Below are 20,479 nucleotides of genomic sequence, written 5' to 3' on the forward strand. Positions count from 1 at the left end.
CAGTGCCGGTATATGTGGCAGTTACTGGAACAGGTAAAGCGATTTATGAATGCCGCTTCGCCGTTCCCCGGAAATCAACATGGTTTGGCTAAAGTGGAGCGGTAATATGCAAAGCTATTTAGAGGAAATTTTACGGATGCAAACTACGCTTTAATACAGAAGGTGACGTCTTCCTGACCAGCAGGAATGAATAAAATCACGACGCCCTGACGCGACAAGTTGGCATAAGGGTTGCTGGACTCAGGAGATTTCTTCTTTCGGAGGGCAATACATTAATAGGCATATATTCCACACGCTCTCTTAATCTGTGCTAATCGACGAAGGACGGGCATCGCTATGAACATATTTGATCACTACCGCCAGCGCTACGACGCTGCCAAGGACGAAGAGTTCACTCTGCAGGAATTCCTTACCATCTGTCAGCAGGATCGCAATGCTTATGCGAACGCGGCTGAACGATTGTTAACGGCTATCGGTGAGCCTGTAATGGTGGATACCGCCCAAGAATCACGAATGTCGCGCCTATTCTCAAACCGGGTGATTGCTCGCTACCCTGCTTTTGAAGAATTTTACGGCATGGAGGAGGCTATCGAACAGATTGTCTCTTACCTGAAACATGCCGCGCAGGGATTGGAAGAGAAGAAACAGATTCTGTATCTGTTGGGGCCAGTCGGCGGCGGGAAATCCTCTCTTGCCGAACGCCTGAAGGCGCTAATGCAGCGCGTACCGATTTACATCCTCAGTGCCAACGGCGAACGCAGCCCGGTGAATGATCATCCGCTCTGCCTGTTCAATCCGCAGGAAGATGCCGCAATACTTGAGAAAGAGTATGCCATCCCACGGCGCTACCTCGGCACCATCATGTCACCGTGGGCGGCCAAGCGCCTTCAGGAATTTGGTGGCGACATTACCAAGTTCAAAGTCGTCAAAGTGTGGCCATCGATTCTGGCGCAAATCGGGATCGCGAAAACCGAGCCCGGTGATGAGAACAATCAGGACATTTCAGCGCTGGTCGGTAAAGTCGATATCCGCAAGCTGGAGCACTATGCTCAGAACGATCCCGATGCCTACGGCTACTCCGGCGCATTGTGCCGGGCGAACCAGGGCATTATGGAATTCGTCGAAATGTTCAAAGCGCCGATCAAAGTGCTTCACCCGCTGCTGACTGCGACACAAGAAGGCAACTATAACGGGACGGAAGGCATTGCCGCCCTGCCGTTCAACGGAATTATTCTGGCGCACTCCAATGAATCCGAGTGGGTGCAGTTCCGTAACAACAAGAATAATGAAGCGTTTCTTGACCGTGTGTATATCGTGAAGGTGCCGTACTGCCTGCGCGTGTCCGAAGAGGTCAAGATCTACGACAAGCTGCTGGATCACAGCGAACTGACGCACGCTCCTTGCGCGCCCGGCACGCTGGAAACGCTGGCCCGTTTCTCCATTCTGTCGCGTCTGAAAGATCCGGAAAACTCCAGCATCTACTCCAAGATGCGGGTTTACGACGGAGAAAGCCTGAAAGATACCGATCCGAAGGCGAAGTCCTATCAGGAATATCGCGACTATGCAGGCGTGGATGAGGGAATGAACGGTCTGTCGACCCGCTTCGCGTTCAAGATTCTGTCGCGCGTCTTTAACTTCGATCACAGCGAAGTCGCGGCTAACCCGGTGCACCTGTTCTATGTGCTGGAGCAGCAGATCGAGCGCGAACAGTTCCCGCAGGAGCTGGCAGAGAAGTATTTAGAGCACCTGAAAGGCTATCTGACACCGAAATACGCCGAGTTTATCGGTAAAGAGATCCAGACCGCCTATCTCGAATCCTATTCCGAATACGGCCAGAACATTTTTGACCGTTATGTTACCTATGCGGATTTCTGGATTCAGGATCAGGAGTACCGTGACCCAGATACTGGCCAGCTGTTTGACCGCGAATCGTTAAACGCCGAGCTGGAAAAGATCGAGAAGCCTGCGGGCATCAGCAACCCTAAAGACTTCCGTAACGAGATCGTCAACTTTGTCCTGCGCGCCCGTGCCAACAATAGTGGCCGGAATCCAAACTGGACCAGTTACGAGAAGCTGCGTACGGTCATTGAGAAGAAGATGTTCTCCAATACGGAAGAGCTGCTGCCTGTGATTTCGTTTAATACCAAAACCTCAACGGATGAACAGAAAAAACATGATGACTTCGTCGATCGCATGATGGAGAAAGGCTACACTCGGAAACAGGTTCGTTTGCTGTGCGAATGGTATCTGCGGGTGAGGAAGTCATCATAATGACGCACGATGCTGGCAACAGCGTTTGGGGGAAACATGGCCTATTTTATTGACCGACGACTGAACGGCAAAAACAAAAGCACGGTGAACCGCCAACGCTTTCTGCGCCGCTATAAGTCGCAAATAAAACAGTCGATTTCCGAGGCCATTAATAAGCGTTCGGTGACCGACATCGAAAGCGGGGAGTCAGTATCAATCCCCAATGCAGACATCAACGAACCGATGTTCCATCAAGGCCGTGGAGGACGTCGCCACCGCGTCCACCCGGGCAACGATCACTTTGTACAGAACGACAAAATCGAGCGGCCACAAGGAGGTGGCGGCGGTGGTTCCGGTCAGGGGGATGCCAGTAAAGATGGTGAAGGCGAAGATGAATTTGTCTTTCAGATCTCCAAAGACGAATATCTGGACCTGCTGTTTGAAGATCTGGCGCTGCCGAATCTGAAGAAGACCCAGCATCGGCAGATGACCGAGTACAAAACGCACCGCGCTGGGTACACCGCTAACGGCGTTCCTGCCAATATCAGCGTGGTACGTTCGCTGCAAAACTCGCTGGCACGCCGTATGGCGATGACAGCGGGTAAACGGCGCACGTTGCATGAACTGGAAGAGACGCTGGAACAGCTGGCGCATACCGAACCTGCACAATTGCTGGAAGAGGAACGGCTGCGGCAGGAAATTAACGAACTGCGCCAGAAAATCGCCCGCGTGCCATTTATCGATACGTTTGACCTGCGCTACAGAAACTACGAGCGTCGGGCCGAACCGTCGAGCCAGGCGGTGATGTTCTGTTTGATGGACGTATCCGGTTCGATGGATCAGGCGACGAAAGACATGGCGAAGCGCTTTTATATTCTGCTGTATCTGTTCCTCAGTCGAAATTATAAAAACGTCGACGTCGTCTACATTCGCCACCATACGCAGGCGAAAGAGGTTGATGAACAGGAGTTCTTCTACTCTCAGGAAACCGGCGGCACCATTGTCTCCAGTGCATTAAAGCTGATGGAGGAAGTGGTTCGCGAGCGTTACGATCCGTCACAGTGGAACATCTATGCGGCACAGGCGTCGGATGGCGATAACTGGGCTGATGACTCACCACTGTGTCACCAGATTCTGGCAAATCAGCTTCTGCCGATGGTGCGTTACTATAGCTATATTGAAATCACCCGGCGTTCACACCAGACGCTCTGGCGCGAATATGAAACGCTGCGCGATACGTTCGACAATTTCGCCATGCAGCATATCCGCGATCAGGATGATATCTACCCTGTCTTCCGTGAACTCTTCCGTAAACAAACGGTAGGGCATTGACCCTCCTCTCAATCAGCCAGTTATCTGTTAATGATTAATCGTTAGCTGGCTGATTTTCTCTCTCTGGGTATTTTTCTATAAACATGCATTTAAAATACATGTGTTATAAATAGCATTATACCTGCACAGAGAATCGCTTATGAACATTGATAAATTCAAACACCAGCACAACGAAATACTCGAAAGCATTGATACCCTGCGTCGGCTATCACGAGAAGGCGTGACGGAGAACGCCACTGACATCGCCCGCGCCATCGTCGCCATGAGTTCAACCATCAAGCTGCACCTTTCCGCAGAAGATCGCGTGCTTTACCCTTCGCTTCAGCGCAGCGGTGACGCGCAGCTAACGAAGATGAGTAAGCATTATCAGAATGAAATGCAAACCATTGCCGCAGACTACGATGCATTTTCCCGTCGCTGGAATACGGCTTCACAACTGATAGGGCACGATAGGGATTTCCGGGCTGATGCCAATAACGTATTGCGTAAGGTCTATGAACGTATGCAGAGGGAGAATCACGATTTTTATCCCCGCATTGAAACGGCCTGAGTGGATTAAGCACGTTTGACTAAAGGGCGGAAAATCTCTGCTCCGCCCTGTTGATTAGCGCCTTAATACAACCTCGCCACGCTATTTCCCTTCACATCATCGTGACATTGTCACAAAGATAACGCTTTCTTTCCGCCAGTGTGCGCATTACCCTGTCGAACCCATAAAACATAGATTTCTGTTTTTGTTATGCAACGATTTGTTCTGATTTTACTGACTCTGGTTCTACTCGGCCCTCTGGGCATCGACATCTATTTACCGCTTATTCCCGCCATCGCCGTGGCACTGAACAGCCCTGAATCGCTGATTCAATCCACCGTCGCACTGTTTATTCTGATCATGGGTTTAGGCCAACTGCTAGCAGGGCCGCTGGTCGATAAATACGGTCGACGCCCTATGGCGCTGGCTGGCGTGATTATCTACCTCATCGGTGCGATCATGGCCGCGCTAGCCACCAGCGCCACGCTATTCGTTCTCTCACGTCTTTTTCAGGGGCTGGCCGTCTGTTGTACCGCCGTCGCCATTTTCAGCAGCGTGCGTGACAAGCTGAACGGCGACGATGCCGCCAGAACCTATGGTTTTCTTAACGGCACGCTGAACATTGTGCCGGCGCTGGCTCCGCTATTAGGCGGGCTGTTGGCCGAAGCCTTAGGCTGGCGTGCTCCCTTCTGGTTCCTCGCGGGCTACAGCATTCTGGTACTGGCACTCGTCATCCGCTTCCTCCCTGAAACGCGCCCGGACTCAACGCTGCCCGTACACGGCTTGCCGCTGCGCCAATACGCACGTCTGTTATCCGATCGCCAGTTTCTGGGATTCGCCTCAGTCAACGCGGGTGCCATGGGGATGGCATTGACCTATGTCACCTTCTCTCCCGTGGTGTTGATGAATGAGGCCCGGCTCACGCCGCTTGAGTTTTCCATTGCCTTTGGCGTAAACGGTTTTTGGATCATGCTGGTCAGCTTCTTTGCAAATCGCATTATCCGCAAAGTCGGCCGACCGCGCTGCCTGGCTATCGGTAGCCTGCTGATGGGGGCTGGATTTCTTTCGCTGCTTAGCGGCGTCGTTCTCTTACCCGAAGCGATACAAAACACCTGGCCAACCTACATGCTGCCTGTCGCGCTGGCCTGTGCTGGTCTGGCATTTTTGATCGGGCCGTCCACCAGCTATGCGCTGGAGCCTTATTCCAATGAGGCGGGGATTGCGTCGGCGATGGTAGGATTTGTGCAGATGGCGGGCGGCGCGGCGCTGGGCCTGATTGCTATGGCGATTCCTCTGCCGTCAAAAGTATCACTGGCGCTGGTCATGCTCTGTGCCGCTCTGCTGGCGATACGCGCCCGCCTGCTTACGCGGCACCATAAGAGCAGCATTACATCGCTGCCCCGAACGTAGTTCAAAGATAAGAGTTCAAAACTAACGAGCATACCTTTCCACGGACAAATCATCGGACTCAATCTCCGGTGATTTGTTCGACAGAATATCCGCCAGCAATTTCCCCGATCCACAGGCCATCGTCCAGCCCAACGTGCCATGCCCCGTATTCAGGTACAGATTTTTTAGCGGTGAGCGCCCTACCAGCGGCGTGCCGTCTGGCGTCATCGGACGTAATCCCGTCCAGAAGGTTGCTTGCTCAATCGGGCCGCAGTGAGGATAGAGATCGCGCACCACCATTTCCAACGTTTCACGGCGCTTGGGATTCAGCTCGGTGTTAAAACCCACGACCTCTGCCATGCCTCCGACGCGAATGCGACGATCAAAGCGAGTAATCGCTATTTTATAGGTTTCATCCAGTACGGTAGAAACCGGTGCAAAAGCGTCATCCGCCAGCGGAATCGTCAGTGAATAGCCTTTCAGCGGATAAACCGGAATATCAAACCACTGACGCAGTAATCCGGTGGAATAGGAGCCGCACGCCATCACATAGGCATCTGCCACGATCATTTCATCGTCGCACTGGACGCCCGTCACGCTTTGCCCTTCTACCCGCAACTGGCGAACGTTACGCCCCAGCTTAAAGGTGACGCCTGCATCGGCAGCCATCGCCGCCAGTTGGCGAGTGAACAGCTGGCAGTCGCCCGTCTCATCATGCGGTAAACGCAGCCCGCCGGTCAGCTTTCCCGCCACATGCGCCAGCGCAGGTTCCACCGAGGCCAGCTCATGACGCGTCAGCAGTTGATACGGTACGCCAGCCTCTTCCAGCACGGCGATATCGCGTGTCGCGTTTTCATACTGCTGCTCAGTGCGGAACAGTTGCAGCGTTCCGCCTTGGCGCCCTTCGTACTCGATACCGGTATCTCGCCGCAGCGCTTGTAAACAGTCGCGGCTGTATTCCGCCAGCCGCACCATCCGCGCTTTATTCGTTTTATAGTGGCGCGCGTCGCAGTTGAGCAACATTTGCCACATCCAGCATAGCTGTGCTGCCGTGAAGTCCGGCCGGATGGCCAACGGAGCATGACGCTGAAACATCCACTTTATCGCTTTCAGCGGTATTCCCAGCGCAGCCCAAGGCGCGGCATAGCCGGGGGAAATCTGTCCGGCATTTCCGGCGCTGGTTTCCAACGCGGGCTCCGGCTGCCTGTCGATCACGGTAACATCATGCCCTGCCTGCGCAAGATACCAGGCGGTACTTACGCCAACGACGCCACTTCCCAGAATCACAACCCGCATGCTACCGCTCTCCCTTTCTCTCCGTTAAAGACCGTCTAATCTACTGGAAAAATGCTTATTTAGTGGAATAAAACACTAGTTAAAAGGTAAAACTGAAGACTACTCTAGCATTTGGGAAGGAATTGTCACCAATCTCGACGATAACATTTATCTATTGTTATCTCTTCGATCCGTTGCTTCTACGTTGGGATCGTAACGAAATAACTGTGAAATCATTCACAAAATACGTATTCGTTTTTTAGCTGAAAAGCCTAATAAAAGTAAAAAATGGGGAAATGTTAAAGTCCAGGTTAATTAATAAGTTAGTTAGATTGCTTATTTTTAAATCGTGATAATCATCACAGCAATCGAATAATCAACATCACTGTCAAGACACTTAGCCCCGTAATTAAATACAAATTTGCGACATTCATCAAAAAAACGCCTTATCAGTTTAATAACATTGTGTTCACACGGTGGTTATTCATATTTCCAGAGGGCGACGATGAAAATTGGATTAGTCATTAGCGGCGGCGACGTTAGCGGAATAAATAACTTCATCTTTCAGGTGAATAGAATGACTGCCTCTGACATCGTCATTTTCGATGGGGGAATTAATGGCCTTATCGATAACTGCTGTAAAGTCCTCACTCGCCGCGATTTAGTGGATTATTCCCTCTCGGCAATGCCCCTGATTACTTCAGGGAGAAAAACCGGAAAATGTAGAAAAACAGACTATGAACAAATCGTCAAAAACATTCAAAAACAAAAACTCGATGCGCTCATTATGGCTGGCGGAGATGGCTCATTCCAATTTTTAAAAAAACTCAGTCACTATGGCGTTCATTGCTATGGCGTAGGCATGACGATTGATAATGACATTTCAGGGAATAGCTATACGATTGGTTTTTCTACCGCCTGCGAGCAAGTAATGAGTGAAGTAGAAAAATTGCGAAATACAGGCCGCGGGTTACAAGGCCGGGTGTTCATGATTGAATTACTCGGTGGATATTGTGGCGAATTAACCTTGCAGGCGGCATTAAAGAGCAATGCAGATATCGCACTCATTCCAGAATCACCGTGGGATATTGATAAATTATCACAATGCATTCGGGATAAAATCGCAGAACAAAACAGCGTGATCATTTTATGCTCTGAAGGCTATACCCATGAGTATACTCCTGGCTTTCAGGGCGCTATCGATACCATTATCAAGAAACTAGAGCATAAGATTGGCATCCGTATCCGAAAAACCATTTTGGGATATGGTTTACGAAATGGCGCGCCCACCGGGGAAGAAATTATTCAGGGCACCCTATTAGCAGAAGAAGTGGTTCGGTGTATTAACGCCGGACTAACCAATAAAATTATCATTATCAATAATAACAACAAGGCTATTCCTATCGACCTGGAGGATTCCGAACGACGTTTGGTTGATGTCGAAAGTCACTTTTATAAGCTCGCGAAAGCCCATCACCTTATATGAGGCCATGATTATGTTGAAAGTACTTTGCGTTTGCGGTTGTGGATTAGGTTCCAGTTTCGCTATTGAAATGACAGCCAAATCCGTACTAAAAAAATTAGGTATTGATGCAGAAATAAATCACACCACGATTTCAGAGGCCTCAGCCTTCAATTATGACGTCATCCTAACCCAGAAGATATTTGCTGACATTCTGAATAGCGATGCCAGCGAAGATGAGAAAAAAAGAGTCATTATTCTTAATAAATTGACTGATAAAGATGAAATAGAAGAAAAAATTTTAACTTATATCCAGGCTCATCAATAGCATGAGGTGAAAAATGAACACCGTTATCAATTTCATTGTGAAAGATTTATTAGGCCAGGCATCCATACTAATCGCGCTGATCGCCATGATCGGGTTGATTTTGCAGAAGAAGTCAGTAGGAAAAATTGCAGAGGGAACCTTCAAGACACTGCTGGGTTTCCTCATCATGATGGCAGGGATTAACATCATCGTTGATACCCTGACTTATCTGAACAACATATTTACCCAAGGCTTTGGCATGAAAGGCTACATCACCGATGTCGCCGCCATCGCCGGGTTGGCAAACCGCGAACTTGGGTCAGAAGTCGCGTTGACACTCATGGTGATCTTTGCCGTCAACATCCTTATTGCACGCATTACTCCCTTTAAATATATCTTCCTAACGGGACAGGCCCTGCTGTGGATGGCAACCATCGGTACCGTGATCGGCTATAAATCTGGCCTGACCGGCGCGACGCTGATCCTAACCGGAGGCATATTTGGCGGTATTATGGCCGTGCTGATGCCTGCGCTGGCGCAGCCGATTGTCCGTAAAATTACGAATTCCGATGATGTTGCACTGGGGCATTTTTGTACCATCGGGTATCTGGTGCAGGCCGCCGTCGCGCGGTTAGTCGGTAAAAACTCCAAATCCACGGAAGATTTAACGCTGCCTGATAATTTCAAATTCCTGCAGGATACCTACCTGTCGATGGCCGTCGTCATGGTGCCGATGTACCTCATCCCTGCCGTGGCAGCGGGACCGACCTACATCGCGCAGTACGCTAACGGCGTCAACTATCTGATGTATTCCTTCATGCAGTCCATGCAGTTTGTCGCAGGCGTTTTCGTTCTCTACAGCGGTGTCCGTCTGCTGCTTAATGAGCTGGTTCCCGCATTTCGAGGTATCGCCATGCGGCTGGTTCCTAACGCCAAACCCGCGTTAGATTGCCCGGTGCTCTTCCCTTATGCGCCCAACGCCGTGATTGTTGGCTTCCTCGCCACCACCGTCGGTTCCATTCTGGGAATGCTGATCTTCCCGATGTTTGGGCTAGCGATGATTTTGCCAGGTTTATTGACCAACTTCTTTGCGGGCGGGACAGCGGGTATTTTCGGTAACGCCATGGGAGGACGGCGTGGCGCAGTCATCGGCGGCGTGGTTCATGGTCTTTTCATTACCTTATTGCCCGCCATTCTGGTGCCATTACTGGAAGTCTTCGGATTTACCGGCGTCACCTTCAGTGATTCCGATGTCATCGGCACTGGCCTGATATTAGGACATGCCTTCCAGCAAGACTGGTTATTTGTCGCCGCCTTTGTCGCGTTCGTTGCCTTCATTGCCTTTATTGCGAATCGTAAACTATCGCAATAGCGTATTGGCCTGCCGTCATGATGCAAATAGCTTAAGGAGTCACTATGTTTTCTCTACTCAAACGCTTTTTATCCCCGGGCCCCGCTTCCGGCCCGCGCGATAATAAGGATGACAATCGCATCAGGGAAATTGAGGAAGAATTAGCGGAGCTTGAGTCTCGTTTAGTTCAGGATCCGGCCCATAGTGAAACGCAAAAAGCGCTAATGATTAAATACAACCAGGCCATTCAGTTATTTTCTGCGCATCCTGACTATCGGGATCGCGTTGATCGTATTTTTATTCAGATAGATGAACTAAGAAATACCATTCGGAAAAATATATGAGGATTTATGAGCATAAAAAATTTCCTTTTGCAGCATGATTGCATTCAACTCGGCGTAATATGTGAGACATGGGAAGAGGCTATTTATTGCGCCGCACAACCGTTAATTCGCGCAGGATGTATCACAAAGCACTATCCCATCGCGGTGATAGAAAGCACGAAGGAATACGGGCCTTATTATGTTTTTGATGAAGGTATCGCTATTCCCCATGCGCGCCCCGAGTGTGGAGTTCAGGAGAATTGTTTTAGTTTACTGACGCTCCAGACACCGCTCTCTATTCAGGGCAGTGAGCCGGTGGACATTTTAATTATGTTCGGCGGCATTAACAGCGATGCGCATATTACAGAAGGTATTGCCTCAATCATCAATCTATTGGAAAAGGACGACATGCTCTCTCGTATTCGAAATGCCACTACGGCAGATGATATTGTCGGAGTATTATGAAAAAGCTTATTTTAGTAAATGGTATTCCCGCATCAGGGAAAAGCACGGTAGCTCGTATTATTGCGGATGAATTGAGCTTCCCACGATTAAGCCTTGATGAAATAAAAGAACCGTTCATGATGCAGTTCTGCGATGCCATTGATAGAACGTTAAACAGAAAACTGGGATATGCCGCCTATCAGGCCATGTTTAATATTGTTAGACAAGCGCCTAAAAATAGCATTTTGATTCTCGATGCCTGGTTTGGATTTCGCGAGAGAGCCGTATTACAGGACTACCTGGCTTCGTGTGACATCCACCACACGCTTGAAATATGGAATGCCATCTCATCCGATCGGGTAGCGGCGCGATATCAAGCCAGAGTTAATGAAAGAATAAAAGGCCATCCCGGCAACGAGTATCTCCCGGAATTAATTTCACTCGCACATCAGGCGAAACCGATGTGTATTGGAAAGTGTTACACGGTTGATCAGGATAAGGAAATTAATCATCAGGAATTAATTCAATGGATCAAAACACACCTGGATTAATCGCTTATTTATATTACTTTTTATGAGGGTAATTATTATGAACACCATGACAACAGCTGAACACCGAGGGTATCAATTAATTTGTAACGCAACAGGCGCTATGATGGTTATTGCCTGCGATCAACGTGGCGGTATGCGAACATTATTGGCACCGACATCAGAAGCACAGGCAGCGATTACCAATGAAACATTAGGAAAAACAAAATATGACATCACTCGCTATCTGGCGGCAGAGGCAGGCTGTGTGCTGGTTGATCCGATCTGCGCCATACCGGGCCTGATAGACGAAGACATTCTGCCCCGCGATACGGGCCTGCTCATCGGGCTTGACGCGTCAGGGTGGGAAACAACGCCAGAAGGCTACCGCATCTCCACGATGGTTGAAGGCGTAACGGCACGTAAAGTGCGTGAATGGGGTGCCACCGGCGGAAAAATCATGATCTACCTTCGCCCGGATAGACCAGACGCCAATACCCAGAACCTTGCCACACTCCGTACCGTGATTCAGGATTTTGCGCAGGAAGATTTACTGCTCGTCGTCGAATTCCTGACCTATCCTCTGGAAAATGAATCTCGCGAAACCTATACCCGCCTCCTGCCCGAACTCATTCCCGCAGGCTGTCAGGCCTGTATCGACCAGGGCGCAAAGGTCTTAAAAATCCCTTACCCTGGATCGGATGAAGCCTGTGCACGCGTGACTGCACTCTGCGGTGATATTCCCTGGGCCGTCCTGTCTGCCGGCGTCGATCACGCGACGTTTCTCCCTCAGGTAGAGAGCGCGTTGAAAAATGGTGCCTCTGGCGTGATTGCCGGACGCTCTCTGTGGAAGGATTGCATCTCGCTCGATCGCAACGTTTCTAAAGAGAAGCTGTCTACCATTGCCGTTTCCCGCCTCAACGATATTCAGGCGCTGTTAAAACGGTATCAACACCGCTAGTTCAGGCGGCATTTCGCGCTCTCTCCGGGGAGCGCATTTCCCTATCAATCGACAGCGTAAGACCGGTTTCTTTTTTATCCCCTCAGCGACCTTTCTCCATCAAATACGCTCAATTCGTCAATTGCCGCGTTTCCAAAGCTCAGCTATAACTAAATGAACAACGATGATTTTTTGACAGGAGCCAGCGGGAAGGCAGTAAACGAGATCTCACGTACAGACTTGCTATGTTAGGGGGCGCGCTGATGGCTATATCGACGGATAATCAGGTAAAAAAAACACTTCGCCTGAGTGATGGACCGGACTGGACGTTTGAGTTATTGCAGGTTTACCTTGATGAGATTGATCGGGTGGCGAAGCTGTATCGTCTGGCAACCTACCCTCATCAGATTGAAGTCATCACTTCAGAACAAATGATGGACGCCTACTCCAGTATAGGCATGCCGATCAACTATGCCCACTGGTCGTTCGGGAAGAAATTTATCGAAACCGAACAGCGCTACAAACACGGGCAGCAGGGGCTGGCGTACGAAATCGTCATTAACTCCGATCCCTGTATCGCGTATTTGATGGAAGAGAACACGCTGCCGATGCAGGCGCTGGTGATGGCGCATGCCTGCTACGGGCACAACTCGTTCTTCAAAGGCAACTACCTGTTCCGCAGTTGGACCGACGCCAGTTCCATCGTCGATTACCTGCTGTTTGCCCGACAGTATATCGCGCAATGCGAAGAGCGTTATGGCGTGGACGAAGTGGAGCGCCTGCTAGATTCCTGCCATGCGCTCATGAATTACGGCGTTGACCGCTATAAGCGCCCACAGAAGATTTCGCTCGAAGAGGAAAAGTCCCGGCAGAAAAGCCGTGAGGCCTACCTGCAAAGCCAGGTTAACGATCTCTGGAAAACCTTACCGCGTCGCGAACAAGGTGCCGCCCCAGAGCAAGCCCGACGTTTTCCGCAAGAACCGCAGGAAAATCTGCTCTATTTTATGGAGAAAAACGCGCCACTGCTGGAGCCCTGGCAGCGTGAGGTTCTGCGTATCGTGCGAAAAGTCAGCCAGTATTTTTATCCGCAGAAGCAGACTCAGGTGATGAATGAAGGCTGGGCGACGTTCTGGCACTACACCATTCTGAACCATCTCTATGATGAAGGTCGGGTCACCGAGCGCTTCATGATGGAGTTCCTGCACAGTCATACCAACGTGATCTATCAGCCGCCGTACAATAGTCCTTATTACAACGGGATTAATCCGTATGCGCTGGGCTTCGCGATGTTTCAGGATATCAAACGTATTTGTCAGTCACCGACCGACGAAGATCGCTACTGGTTCCCCGATATCGCGGGCAAAGACTGGCTTGATACGCTGCATTTTGCGATGCAGAACTTCAAGGACGAGAGTTTCATCAGCCAGTTCCTGTCGCCTAAATTGATGCGTGATTTCCGGCTGTTTACGGTTCTGGACGACGATCGCAATAATTATTTGGAAATTGCCGCGATTCACGACGAAGAAGGCTATCGTTTGATCCGGCAGGAACTCTCCGCCCAGTACAACCTGAGCCATCTGGAACCGAACATTCAGGTCTGGAACGTGGATTTACGCGGTAATCGGGCGCTGACGCTGCGCTATGTTCCGCATAATCGCGCACCGCTGGATAAAAGTAGTCAGGAAGTGTTAAAGCACGTCCACCGCCTGTGGGGATTTGACGTCTATCTGGAGCAGGCGAATACGGATGGCAGCATTGAGCTGATTGAACGCTGTCCGCCGCGTAACGGGACGGCAGCCACATAACGAAACTCGATTCACAGGTCAGCGATACAACGCAAGAAAAAGGGGATTCAGGCAGCAACCTGAATCCCCTTTTCATATTTCACAATGACGCATCGGTACGAGTCTTAGCGGCGTACTTCCGCGATGTCCCGTGGGATCGCGCTCTGCATACTGTGCCAGATCGCCCCACTTTCTTTACCGTAATGCCTGACGACATCCATCACCTGATCGTAGAGCTCTTCGCTGCGCAACGTTTCCAACCGACCGTAAAAATTCACCGCCAGTTTGCGGGCTTCCGGATTGGAGAAATAGTAACGCCCTACGCGAATATACAGCCCTTTCAGGCCGTTCAGGATCAGACCATAAATCGGATTGCCAGAGGCAAAAGCTAGGCCACGGAACACGTTGTAGTCAAGCTGCGCAAAAGATTCTGCGCTATCGTCTACCGCGCTTGCCTGAGTTAATACATCACGCACTTTCTCCGGGTTATGGCGTAACGCCGTCCGAATAAAAATGGCAGCGATGTTGGTGCGCACGGCCAGCAGGTTATCGATCAGTTGCGGCACGCTATCGTGATCGAGTCGCGCCAGCGTTTCCAGAATATTGAGCCCGGAGGTTTCCCAAAAGTTGTTAATTTTTGTGGGTTTCCCGTGCTGTATGGTCAGCCAGCCATCGCGAGCCAGGCGCTGAAGGACTTCACGCAGGGTAGTACGGGTTACGCCAATCAGTTCGGAAAGCTCTCTTTCCGCGGGCAAAATAGAGCCAGGAGGAAAGCGGTTATTCCATATACTTTCGATGATATATTCTTCCGCGAATCCAGCCGGACTTTGCGCCTTTATAACCATGTGTTTGATAATCCGTAGCGGTGATTGCCTAAAAAAGCCAAGTCATAATACCAGACGAAAGAATCATGATATAGCGCCGCACTCGGGCACCGAACCATTTCAATGAAAAATTGTGACTGCAAACCGCCCTCTCGCGGCGTAAAACGGTAGACTTCTGCCCGTTTGTAAAGTTTTTACGATATGATAAAAACCATCAAACTATTCTAACGAATAAGGATTCCTCTTCCATTATGATCGGCATGCCCCTTCACCGCGCGCTGTTAAAAAATTTTCTGGGATACGCGCCAGACTGGTACAAATTAACTATTTTTTGCTTCTTGCTGATTAATCCGCTGCTGTTCTATTTTGTCAGCCCGTTTTGGGCCGGTTGGTTACTCGTCGTGGAGTTTATTTTTACGCTAGGCATGGCGCTGAAATGTTACCCGCTACAGCCCGGCGGCCTGCTGGCACTACAGGCCATCCTCATCGGTATGACCAGCCCACAGCAGGTGTGGCATGAAGTCACGGGGAATATTGAAGTCCTCATGCTGCTGGTGTTTATGGTGGCAGGCATCTACTTCATGAAGCAACTGCTGCTCTTTGTGTTTACCAAACTGCTGTTGCGCATTCATTCCAAGACGCTACTCTCGCTTGCTTTCTGTATCGCTGCGGCCTTTCTTTCCGCGTTCCTTGACGCGCTGACCGTGATCGCCGTTGTTATCAGCGTCGCGATCGGGTTTTATGGTATTTACCACCGCTTTGCTTCTCAACAGGGTGGAGACGAGGCTGATATCAGCGATGACAGCGCGCTAAGCAGCGAGGAGCATCGTCGTACGCTGGAGCAATTTCGTGCATTCCTGCGCAGTCTGATGATGCACGCAGGCGTCGGTACGGCTCTCGGCGGCGTGATGACGATGGTTGGTGAGCCTCAAAACCTGATTATCGCGAAAAGCGCAGGCTGGGATTTCGTCAGTTTCTTCCTGCGTATGTCACCCGTGACCGTTCCCGTCCTTATTTGCGGCACCATTACCTGTGTGCTGGTTGAACGTTTCAAGCTGTTTGGCTATGGGGCAAATCTGCCAGACAACGTGCGCCGCGTGCTTGAGGATTACGATCGGGACATGACAGAAAAGCGCACGCCGCAGGATAAAGTGCGTTTGCTCGTGCAGGCGGTGATTGGCATCTGGCTCATCATCGCACTGGCGTTTCATCTGGCCGAAGTTGGGTTGATTGGCCTCTCTGTGATTATTATGGCCACAACGTTCTGTGGCGTGACCGAAGAACATGCGATCGGTAAAGCGTTTCAGGATGCCATGCCGTTTACTGCACTGCTGACGGTCTTCTTTGCCATCGTCGCCGTCATTATCGATCAGCACCTGTTCTCACCGATTATCCATTACGTCCTGCAATCTTCTGATAGCGCCCAACTGACACAGTTTTATCTGTTCAATGGCCTGCTCTCGTCGATATCGGATAACGTCTTTGTTGGCTCGGTGTATATCAACGAGGCGCGCAACGCATATCAGAACGGTCAGATCTCATATTCTCAGTTCGAGCTGCTCGCTGTCGCGATCAATACCGGCACCAACCTGCCTTCTGTCGCCACACCGAATGGGCAAGCCGCGTTTCTGTTCCTGCTGACCTCAGCGCTGGCTCCGCTTATCCGCCTGTCTTACGGACGTATGGTGATCATGGCACTGCCTTACACGATTGTGATGACGCTGGTCGGGTTGTTTTGTATTGAGTTTACGCTAGTGCCGTTTACTGACTTTTTGATGAATAATCACTGGATTTCTTTGCCAGATTTGACCATATCGGGCAGTCACTCATAATCACGATCGTGTATAGTAATCGCGGCAGCGACAATTTCCGTCTTGATGATGTTATCAATACGATTTTCGCCGCCGTAAAATGACAGAAAAAGCATCAAATAAACATATCGTTACGTTTTGCACAGTGAAATGATGGCAGTGAAGCCAGAACGGTTTACACTGCTGCTTTAATCATGTTTAGCATGGAATATTTTTATGTTGCGATTTCTTAATCGTTGCTCACGCGGGCGTGGTGCGTGGCTGCTGCTGGCGTTTACTGCTTTAGCGTTGGAATTGACCGCGCTCTATTTTCAGCATGTGATGTTATTAAAACCGTGCGTGCTGTGTATCTATCAGCGCTGTGCGCTGTGGGGCGTGTTCGCGGCGGGTATTGTTGGTGCCATCGCGCCATCAACGGCGTTGCGTTACCCAGCCATCGCGCTATGGATATACAGTTCTTACGAAGGGGTCCGACTGGCATGGAAACACACGGATATTTTGTTAAATCCGTCGCCGTTTACCACCTGTGATTTCTTTGTCAGCTTCCCGTCATGGTTGCCTTTGGACAAATGGCTTCCGGCCATTTTCAATGCGACAGGTGATTGCTCAGTACGTCAGTGGGAATTCCTTTCCATGGAAATGCCACAATGGCTGCTTGGCATCTTCGCCGCTTATCTGTTGATTGCCGTGCTGGTCTTGATCGCTCAGCCTTTCCGCCCTAAGCGTCGCGACCTCTTTAGCCGTTAATCCATCATCTGTTAAGAACAGGCCGAAAAGCCCGACAATAGTCGGGCTTCTGGTAACTGTTTCTACGCTTCACAGGCTTGTGCTACCCCTCACTGCTGTGGTCGGTAGATATCGCGATAATGACCTAATCTTTCGTTAAAAAAAGGTCTTTTTTCCTGCGAGATTCTTCGTGATATTTCATCTGCGTCGATCTTTTTTTCCTGACTTTCCATAAAAGCAATGGTGGAGGCAGCAAAATCGGTGTACTGCTCGCTGTACTCAAGAATGATTTTCTCAAAGTTAATCACATACTCTCCCTCCTTCTGGTTTAACTGCTTTAAAATTATACAACACGTCACGATTTGTGCCGGAGGTGACAGCATGATTCGCACAATGAAAAAGAGAAATGTGAAGTGACAGGCAAAAAGCAGATAGGATGACGAATGAACGCTGATTATCGCTCCGATAAAAAACCCCTCTTCTGAGTGATTCAGATTGAGGGGCTGCTTGTTTTAACCAGATAACAGCATAGCGCCGAACAGACGCTATCGCGCCCAATCGGGCTTGTTTAAAATATGATCCTGCCAGTCCACCACCTCACTCTCACGCACGGCGATATGGCGCACGGAGATACGCTCGCGATGCATCGCCGTTTTAGTACCGCAGACCAGCGGGTGCCACTGCGGTAAATCTTCACGCTCATGAATTAGACGATAAGCACAGGTCGCGGGTAGCCAGTTAAACGTCAGCAGATTTTCGCGTGTCAGTTTGATGCAGTCCGGCTCGTACTCGAAGCGTTTCTCATAGTTACGGCACTGACAGCTTTTAATATTCAGTTGATTACAGGCGACGTTGGTAAAGTAGATTTCCTCTGTATCCTCATCAATCAGTTTATGCAAACAGCACTGACCGCAGCCATCGCACAGCGACTCCCATTCATCGTCAGACATCTCAGACAACGTTTTTTGCTGCCAAAAAGGGCGTTCAGTCATGTCTCTTCCAGTTATCTTAGTTGTTAAATCGATAGCGTTGTAAATAAAGATGCGTGATTCTGGCGGGCGCGGCGGGGAAATGTGCTGCCCGTCTTCAACACGGGCAGCCAGGGGAGCGTTAGATAATACGCGTGCTTAACGTCCGGTCATTGACCGTAATCGTCAGCATATCGCCAGACAGGATCGGTCCGACCCCTTTTGGCGTACCCGTTAAAATAATATCGCCCGCGCGCAGCGTAAAGAAACGGCTCATGTAAGCAATCAGCGGCAGAATCGGCGTAATCATATCACGCGTGTTACCCTGCTGGCGCACTTCATCATTCACTTTTACACCCAGATCGGTTTGCTGCGGATCGCCAAACTCGGCAACCGGAATAAAACCGGAGATCGGGCAGGAACCGTCAAACGCTTTGGCTTTTTCCCACGGCTGACCCGCTTTTTTGAAATCGGACTGCAAATCACGCAGCGTCAGATCCAGTGCCACACCATAACCCGCAATCGCTCGGGCGACGCGTTCTTCATTCGCCTGCTTTAACGGCGTACCGATCAGCACGGCCAGTTCAACTTCGTGGTGAACCGAACCCAGATTTTTAGGGATGGCAACGGGCTGGCGTAAGTCACACAGTGCGGTTTCAGGCTTGATGAATAAAACAGGCTCGCTCGGGGTCGCACTGCCCATTTCTTTGATGTGTTCTGAGTAGTTGCTCCCGACGCAAACGACTTTATTTACGGGGAAATCAAGCAGCGCGCCCTGCCAGTCTCTGTGTTGATACATGGGTATTCTCCTGCCCTGTCTGTTGGATTATCGCTGCTTTCGTGGCGCAGAACCCTGCCCAAAATGAAAACAGCTATATAAAAACACGATGGTGCAAAACCATCGTTATATCATCGCAGCGGGGGTTACCCCAACAGATTTCAGGTGAGCGAGGCTGGGGAGCCTATGAGGGAGAAACGAAGCCCTATCCCATCCAAAAGGGAAACAATTAAATTGTGGCGAGGTAAAACTCAAAAAGTGAATATTTATCGCGCGGAATATCCTGCAAACGGCTGAGATATTCCACGCTAAATTATGTTTGCGGCTTTATCTGAAAGTACGTCTTGGTATTATTTTTTTACACTTATACCGGCGTGTTTAATAAGCTCTCGACCGGTGGAGGAACTTGCAGATAAAAGCCCTGTTCCTGTAGCGCAAGTTTCACTTTTTCTATATCGGCATTCGCCAGTTTTTTACGCCCATCCAGCGGTAAAACCATGGCTAACTGCGGCGCGCCGAAACTTTTCATTAATTCTTCCGGCACACGTGAGAAATCGTCTTTTTTTTCAACATAAAGATAGGTCTGATCGCGTTTAGCACTTCGATAGATCACACAAAACATTTTTTTTACTCTATTTGATGGGAATGCCATCTTGCCTGTATATAATTGTGACTATAACATGCTTACAGCGCTCTGGAATATCATGCCTTAAATGTTACTCTAGGGATTAAAAGATGCTGAAACTGAGTCAGGATAGATGTCACAAACGCCAATAGAGCTAAAAGGCAGCAGCTTTACCTTATCGGTTGTTCATTTGCATGATTCCCAACCCGAGGTAATTTACCAGGCACTACAGGAAAAAATAGAGCAAGCGCCTGCTTTCCTGAAAAATGCCCCCGTTGTCATTAATGTTGCTGCATTAACAGCGGAAACCGACTGGATAAAATTGCAGCAGGCCATTTCGTCAACCGGCCTGCATGTTGTTGGCGTCAGCGGATGTACCGACGACGCATTAAAGAAAACCATTGCGCAGGCGGGGCTTCCCCTTCTGAGCGAGGGTAAAGCACAACGTCGGGTAGTCGAACCCGTCGCCGCCATTCCTGCTGCGGTGAAAACGAAAGTCATCAGCACCCCCGTTCGCTCCGGCCAACAGATCTACGCCCGGAACTGTGACTTAATCGTCACAAGCAGCGTTAGCGCGGGTGCTGAGGTGATTGCCGATGGCAATATTCACATTTACGGCATGATGCGCGGCCGAGCCCTTGCAGGCGTTTCTGGCGATGTTCAGAGCCAGATATTCTGTACGCATCTGGCCGCAGAACTGGTCTCGATTGCTGGCCGTTACTGGCTGAGCGATCAGATTCCTGAACCGTATTTTGGGCAACCAGCACGGATCAATCTGAACCAGCTGGACAATGTTTTAACGATAAAACCTCTAGACTAGAATCTCCCAAGGAA

Annotated in this window: 22 protein-coding genes; 16 read left to right on the top strand and 6 right to left on the bottom strand. The window is 50.0% G+C overall.

Annotation, left to right across the window (positions count from 1 at the left end; all coding sequences use genetic code 11):
• From Q3A88_RS14685 to Q3A88_RS14705, 5 genes are all read left to right on the top strand, one after another.
• Positions 1–105: hypothetical protein (locus Q3A88_RS14685; RefSeq protein ID WP_317178013.1), on the top strand; the 105-nt coding region annotated here is incomplete at its 5' end.
• 231 nt (positions 106–336) lie between these two features.
• A complete protein-coding gene (yeaG, locus tag Q3A88_RS14690; protein ID WP_010275400.1) occupies positions 337–2,271 on the top strand; it encodes a protein kinase YeaG in 1,935 nt (644 codons plus the stop codon).
• Positions 2,272–2,307: 36 nt separating this feature from the next.
• Positions 2,308–3,582 (top strand): YeaH/YhbH family protein, encoded by a 1,275-nt coding sequence (locus Q3A88_RS14695; RefSeq protein WP_010275403.1) that lies wholly within the window; start codon positions 2,308–2,310, stop codon positions 3,580–3,582.
• A gap of 139 nt (positions 3,583–3,721) precedes the next feature.
• The gene (locus tag Q3A88_RS14700) at positions 3,722–4,132 is read left to right on the top strand and encodes a hemerythrin domain-containing protein (RefSeq protein ID WP_110162929.1); all 411 of its coding nucleotides are present in this window, start codon (positions 3,722–3,724) and stop codon (positions 4,130–4,132) included.
• A gap of 189 nt (positions 4,133–4,321) precedes the next feature.
• Positions 4,322–5,521, top strand: coding sequence for a multidrug effflux MFS transporter (locus tag Q3A88_RS14705; protein WP_317178189.1), 1,200 nt, complete (start codon positions 4,322–4,324; stop codon positions 5,519–5,521).
• A gap of 21 nt (positions 5,522–5,542) precedes the next feature.
• Here the strand turns inward: Q3A88_RS14705 and Q3A88_RS14710 are convergent, their stop codons facing one another.
• Positions 5,543–6,796, bottom strand: a complete 1,254-nt coding sequence (locus tag Q3A88_RS14710; RefSeq protein ID WP_317178190.1) for a D-amino acid dehydrogenase — start codon at positions 6,794–6,796, stop codon at positions 5,543–5,545.
• Between the two features lie 484 nt (positions 6,797–7,280).
• Here Q3A88_RS14710 and Q3A88_RS14715 point away from each other — a divergent pair, with 484 nt between their 5' ends.
• From Q3A88_RS14715 to Q3A88_RS14750, 8 genes are all read left to right on the top strand, one after another.
• The gene (locus tag Q3A88_RS14715) at positions 7,281–8,261 is read left to right on the top strand and encodes a 6-phosphofructokinase (protein WP_110162931.1); all 981 of its coding nucleotides are present in this window, start codon (positions 7,281–7,283) and stop codon (positions 8,259–8,261) included.
• 10 nt (positions 8,262–8,271) lie between these two features.
• Positions 8,272–8,565, top strand: coding sequence for a PTS sugar transporter subunit IIB (locus Q3A88_RS14720; RefSeq protein WP_039288047.1), 294 nt, complete (start codon positions 8,272–8,274; stop codon positions 8,563–8,565).
• Positions 8,566–8,578: 13 nt separating this feature from the next.
• Positions 8,579–9,916 (top strand): PTS sugar transporter subunit IIC, encoded by a 1,338-nt coding sequence (locus Q3A88_RS14725; protein WP_014915314.1) that lies wholly within the window; start codon positions 8,579–8,581, stop codon positions 9,914–9,916.
• Between the two features lie 44 nt (positions 9,917–9,960).
• Positions 9,961–10,239 carry a hypothetical protein gene (locus tag Q3A88_RS14730; RefSeq protein ID WP_317178191.1) on the top strand — a complete coding sequence of 93 codons (279 nt, stop codon included), beginning with the start codon at positions 9,961–9,963 and terminating at the stop codon, positions 10,237–10,239.
• Between the two features lie 6 nt (positions 10,240–10,245).
• Positions 10,246–10,683 (top strand): PTS sugar transporter subunit IIA, encoded by a 438-nt coding sequence (locus Q3A88_RS14735; protein ID WP_010275432.1) that lies wholly within the window; start codon positions 10,246–10,248, stop codon positions 10,681–10,683.
• The gene (locus Q3A88_RS14740; RefSeq protein WP_317178192.1) at positions 10,680–11,213 is read left to right on the top strand and encodes an AAA family ATPase; all 534 of its coding nucleotides are present in this window, start codon (positions 10,680–10,682) and stop codon (positions 11,211–11,213) included. The genes Q3A88_RS14735 and Q3A88_RS14740 overlap by 4 nt, the downstream gene beginning before the upstream one ends.
• Positions 11,214–11,250: 37 nt before the next feature.
• Positions 11,251–12,150: a tagatose-bisphosphate aldolase gene (locus tag Q3A88_RS14745; RefSeq protein WP_104209826.1), complete on the top strand. Its 900-nt coding sequence runs from the start codon at positions 11,251–11,253 to the stop codon at positions 12,148–12,150.
• Between the two features lie 242 nt (positions 12,151–12,392).
• Positions 12,393–13,934 carry a SpoVR family protein gene (locus tag Q3A88_RS14750; protein ID WP_039279593.1) on the top strand — a complete coding sequence of 514 codons (1,542 nt, stop codon included), beginning with the start codon at positions 12,393–12,395 and terminating at the stop codon, positions 13,932–13,934.
• A 104-nt stretch (positions 13,935–14,038) separates the two neighbouring features.
• On the opposite strand, the gene fadR is transcribed toward Q3A88_RS14750, so the two are convergent.
• Entirely contained in the window at positions 14,039–14,758 is a 720-nt protein-coding gene (gene fadR / locus Q3A88_RS14755; protein ID WP_317178193.1) for a fatty acid metabolism transcriptional regulator FadR, read from the bottom strand.
• 230 nt (positions 14,759–14,988) lie between these two features.
• On the opposite strand from fadR, the gene nhaB reads away from it, so the two are divergent.
• Both nhaB and dsbB read left to right on the top strand, forming a co-directional pair.
• Entirely contained in the window at positions 14,989–16,569 is a 1,581-nt protein-coding gene (gene nhaB / locus Q3A88_RS14760; protein WP_277518296.1) for a sodium/proton antiporter NhaB, read from the top strand.
• A gap of 195 nt (positions 16,570–16,764) precedes the next feature.
• A complete protein-coding gene (gene dsbB / locus Q3A88_RS14765; protein ID WP_039286627.1) occupies positions 16,765–17,295 on the top strand; it encodes a disulfide bond formation protein DsbB in 531 nt (176 codons plus the stop codon).
• An 89-nt stretch (positions 17,296–17,384) separates the two neighbouring features.
• On the opposite strand, the gene Q3A88_RS14770 is transcribed toward dsbB, so the two are convergent.
• The 4 genes from Q3A88_RS14770 to Q3A88_RS14785 form a co-directional block, all read right to left on the bottom strand.
• Positions 17,385–17,582, bottom strand: a complete 198-nt coding sequence (locus tag Q3A88_RS14770) for a DNA polymerase III subunit theta (RefSeq protein ID WP_110162936.1) — start codon at positions 17,580–17,582, stop codon at positions 17,385–17,387.
• Between the two features lie 237 nt (positions 17,583–17,819).
• Positions 17,820–18,266: a YcgN family cysteine cluster protein gene (locus Q3A88_RS14775; RefSeq protein ID WP_110162937.1), complete on the bottom strand. Its 447-nt coding sequence runs from the start codon at positions 18,264–18,266 to the stop codon at positions 17,820–17,822.
• Between the two features lie 118 nt (positions 18,267–18,384).
• Positions 18,385–19,041, bottom strand: a complete 657-nt coding sequence (locus tag Q3A88_RS14780; protein ID WP_010275479.1) for a fumarylacetoacetate hydrolase family protein — start codon at positions 19,039–19,041, stop codon at positions 18,385–18,387.
• 343 nt (positions 19,042–19,384) lie between these two features.
• A complete protein-coding gene (locus Q3A88_RS14785) occupies positions 19,385–19,642 on the bottom strand; it encodes a YcgL domain-containing protein (RefSeq protein ID WP_039275085.1) in 258 nt (85 codons plus the stop codon).
• A gap of 136 nt (positions 19,643–19,778) precedes the next feature.
• Here Q3A88_RS14785 and minC point away from each other — a divergent pair, with 136 nt between their 5' ends.
• Complete coding sequence (gene minC / locus Q3A88_RS14790) at positions 19,779–20,465, top strand: septum site-determining protein MinC (RefSeq protein ID WP_317178194.1); 687 nt, start codon at positions 19,779–19,781, stop codon at positions 20,463–20,465.
• Positions 20,466–20,479 lie beyond the last annotated feature (14 nt).

Source organism: Pectobacterium sp. HCp5_1 (assembly GCF_032905925.1).
GTDB lineage: Bacteria > Pseudomonadota > Gammaproteobacteria > Enterobacterales > Enterobacteriaceae > Pectobacterium > Pectobacterium brasiliense_A.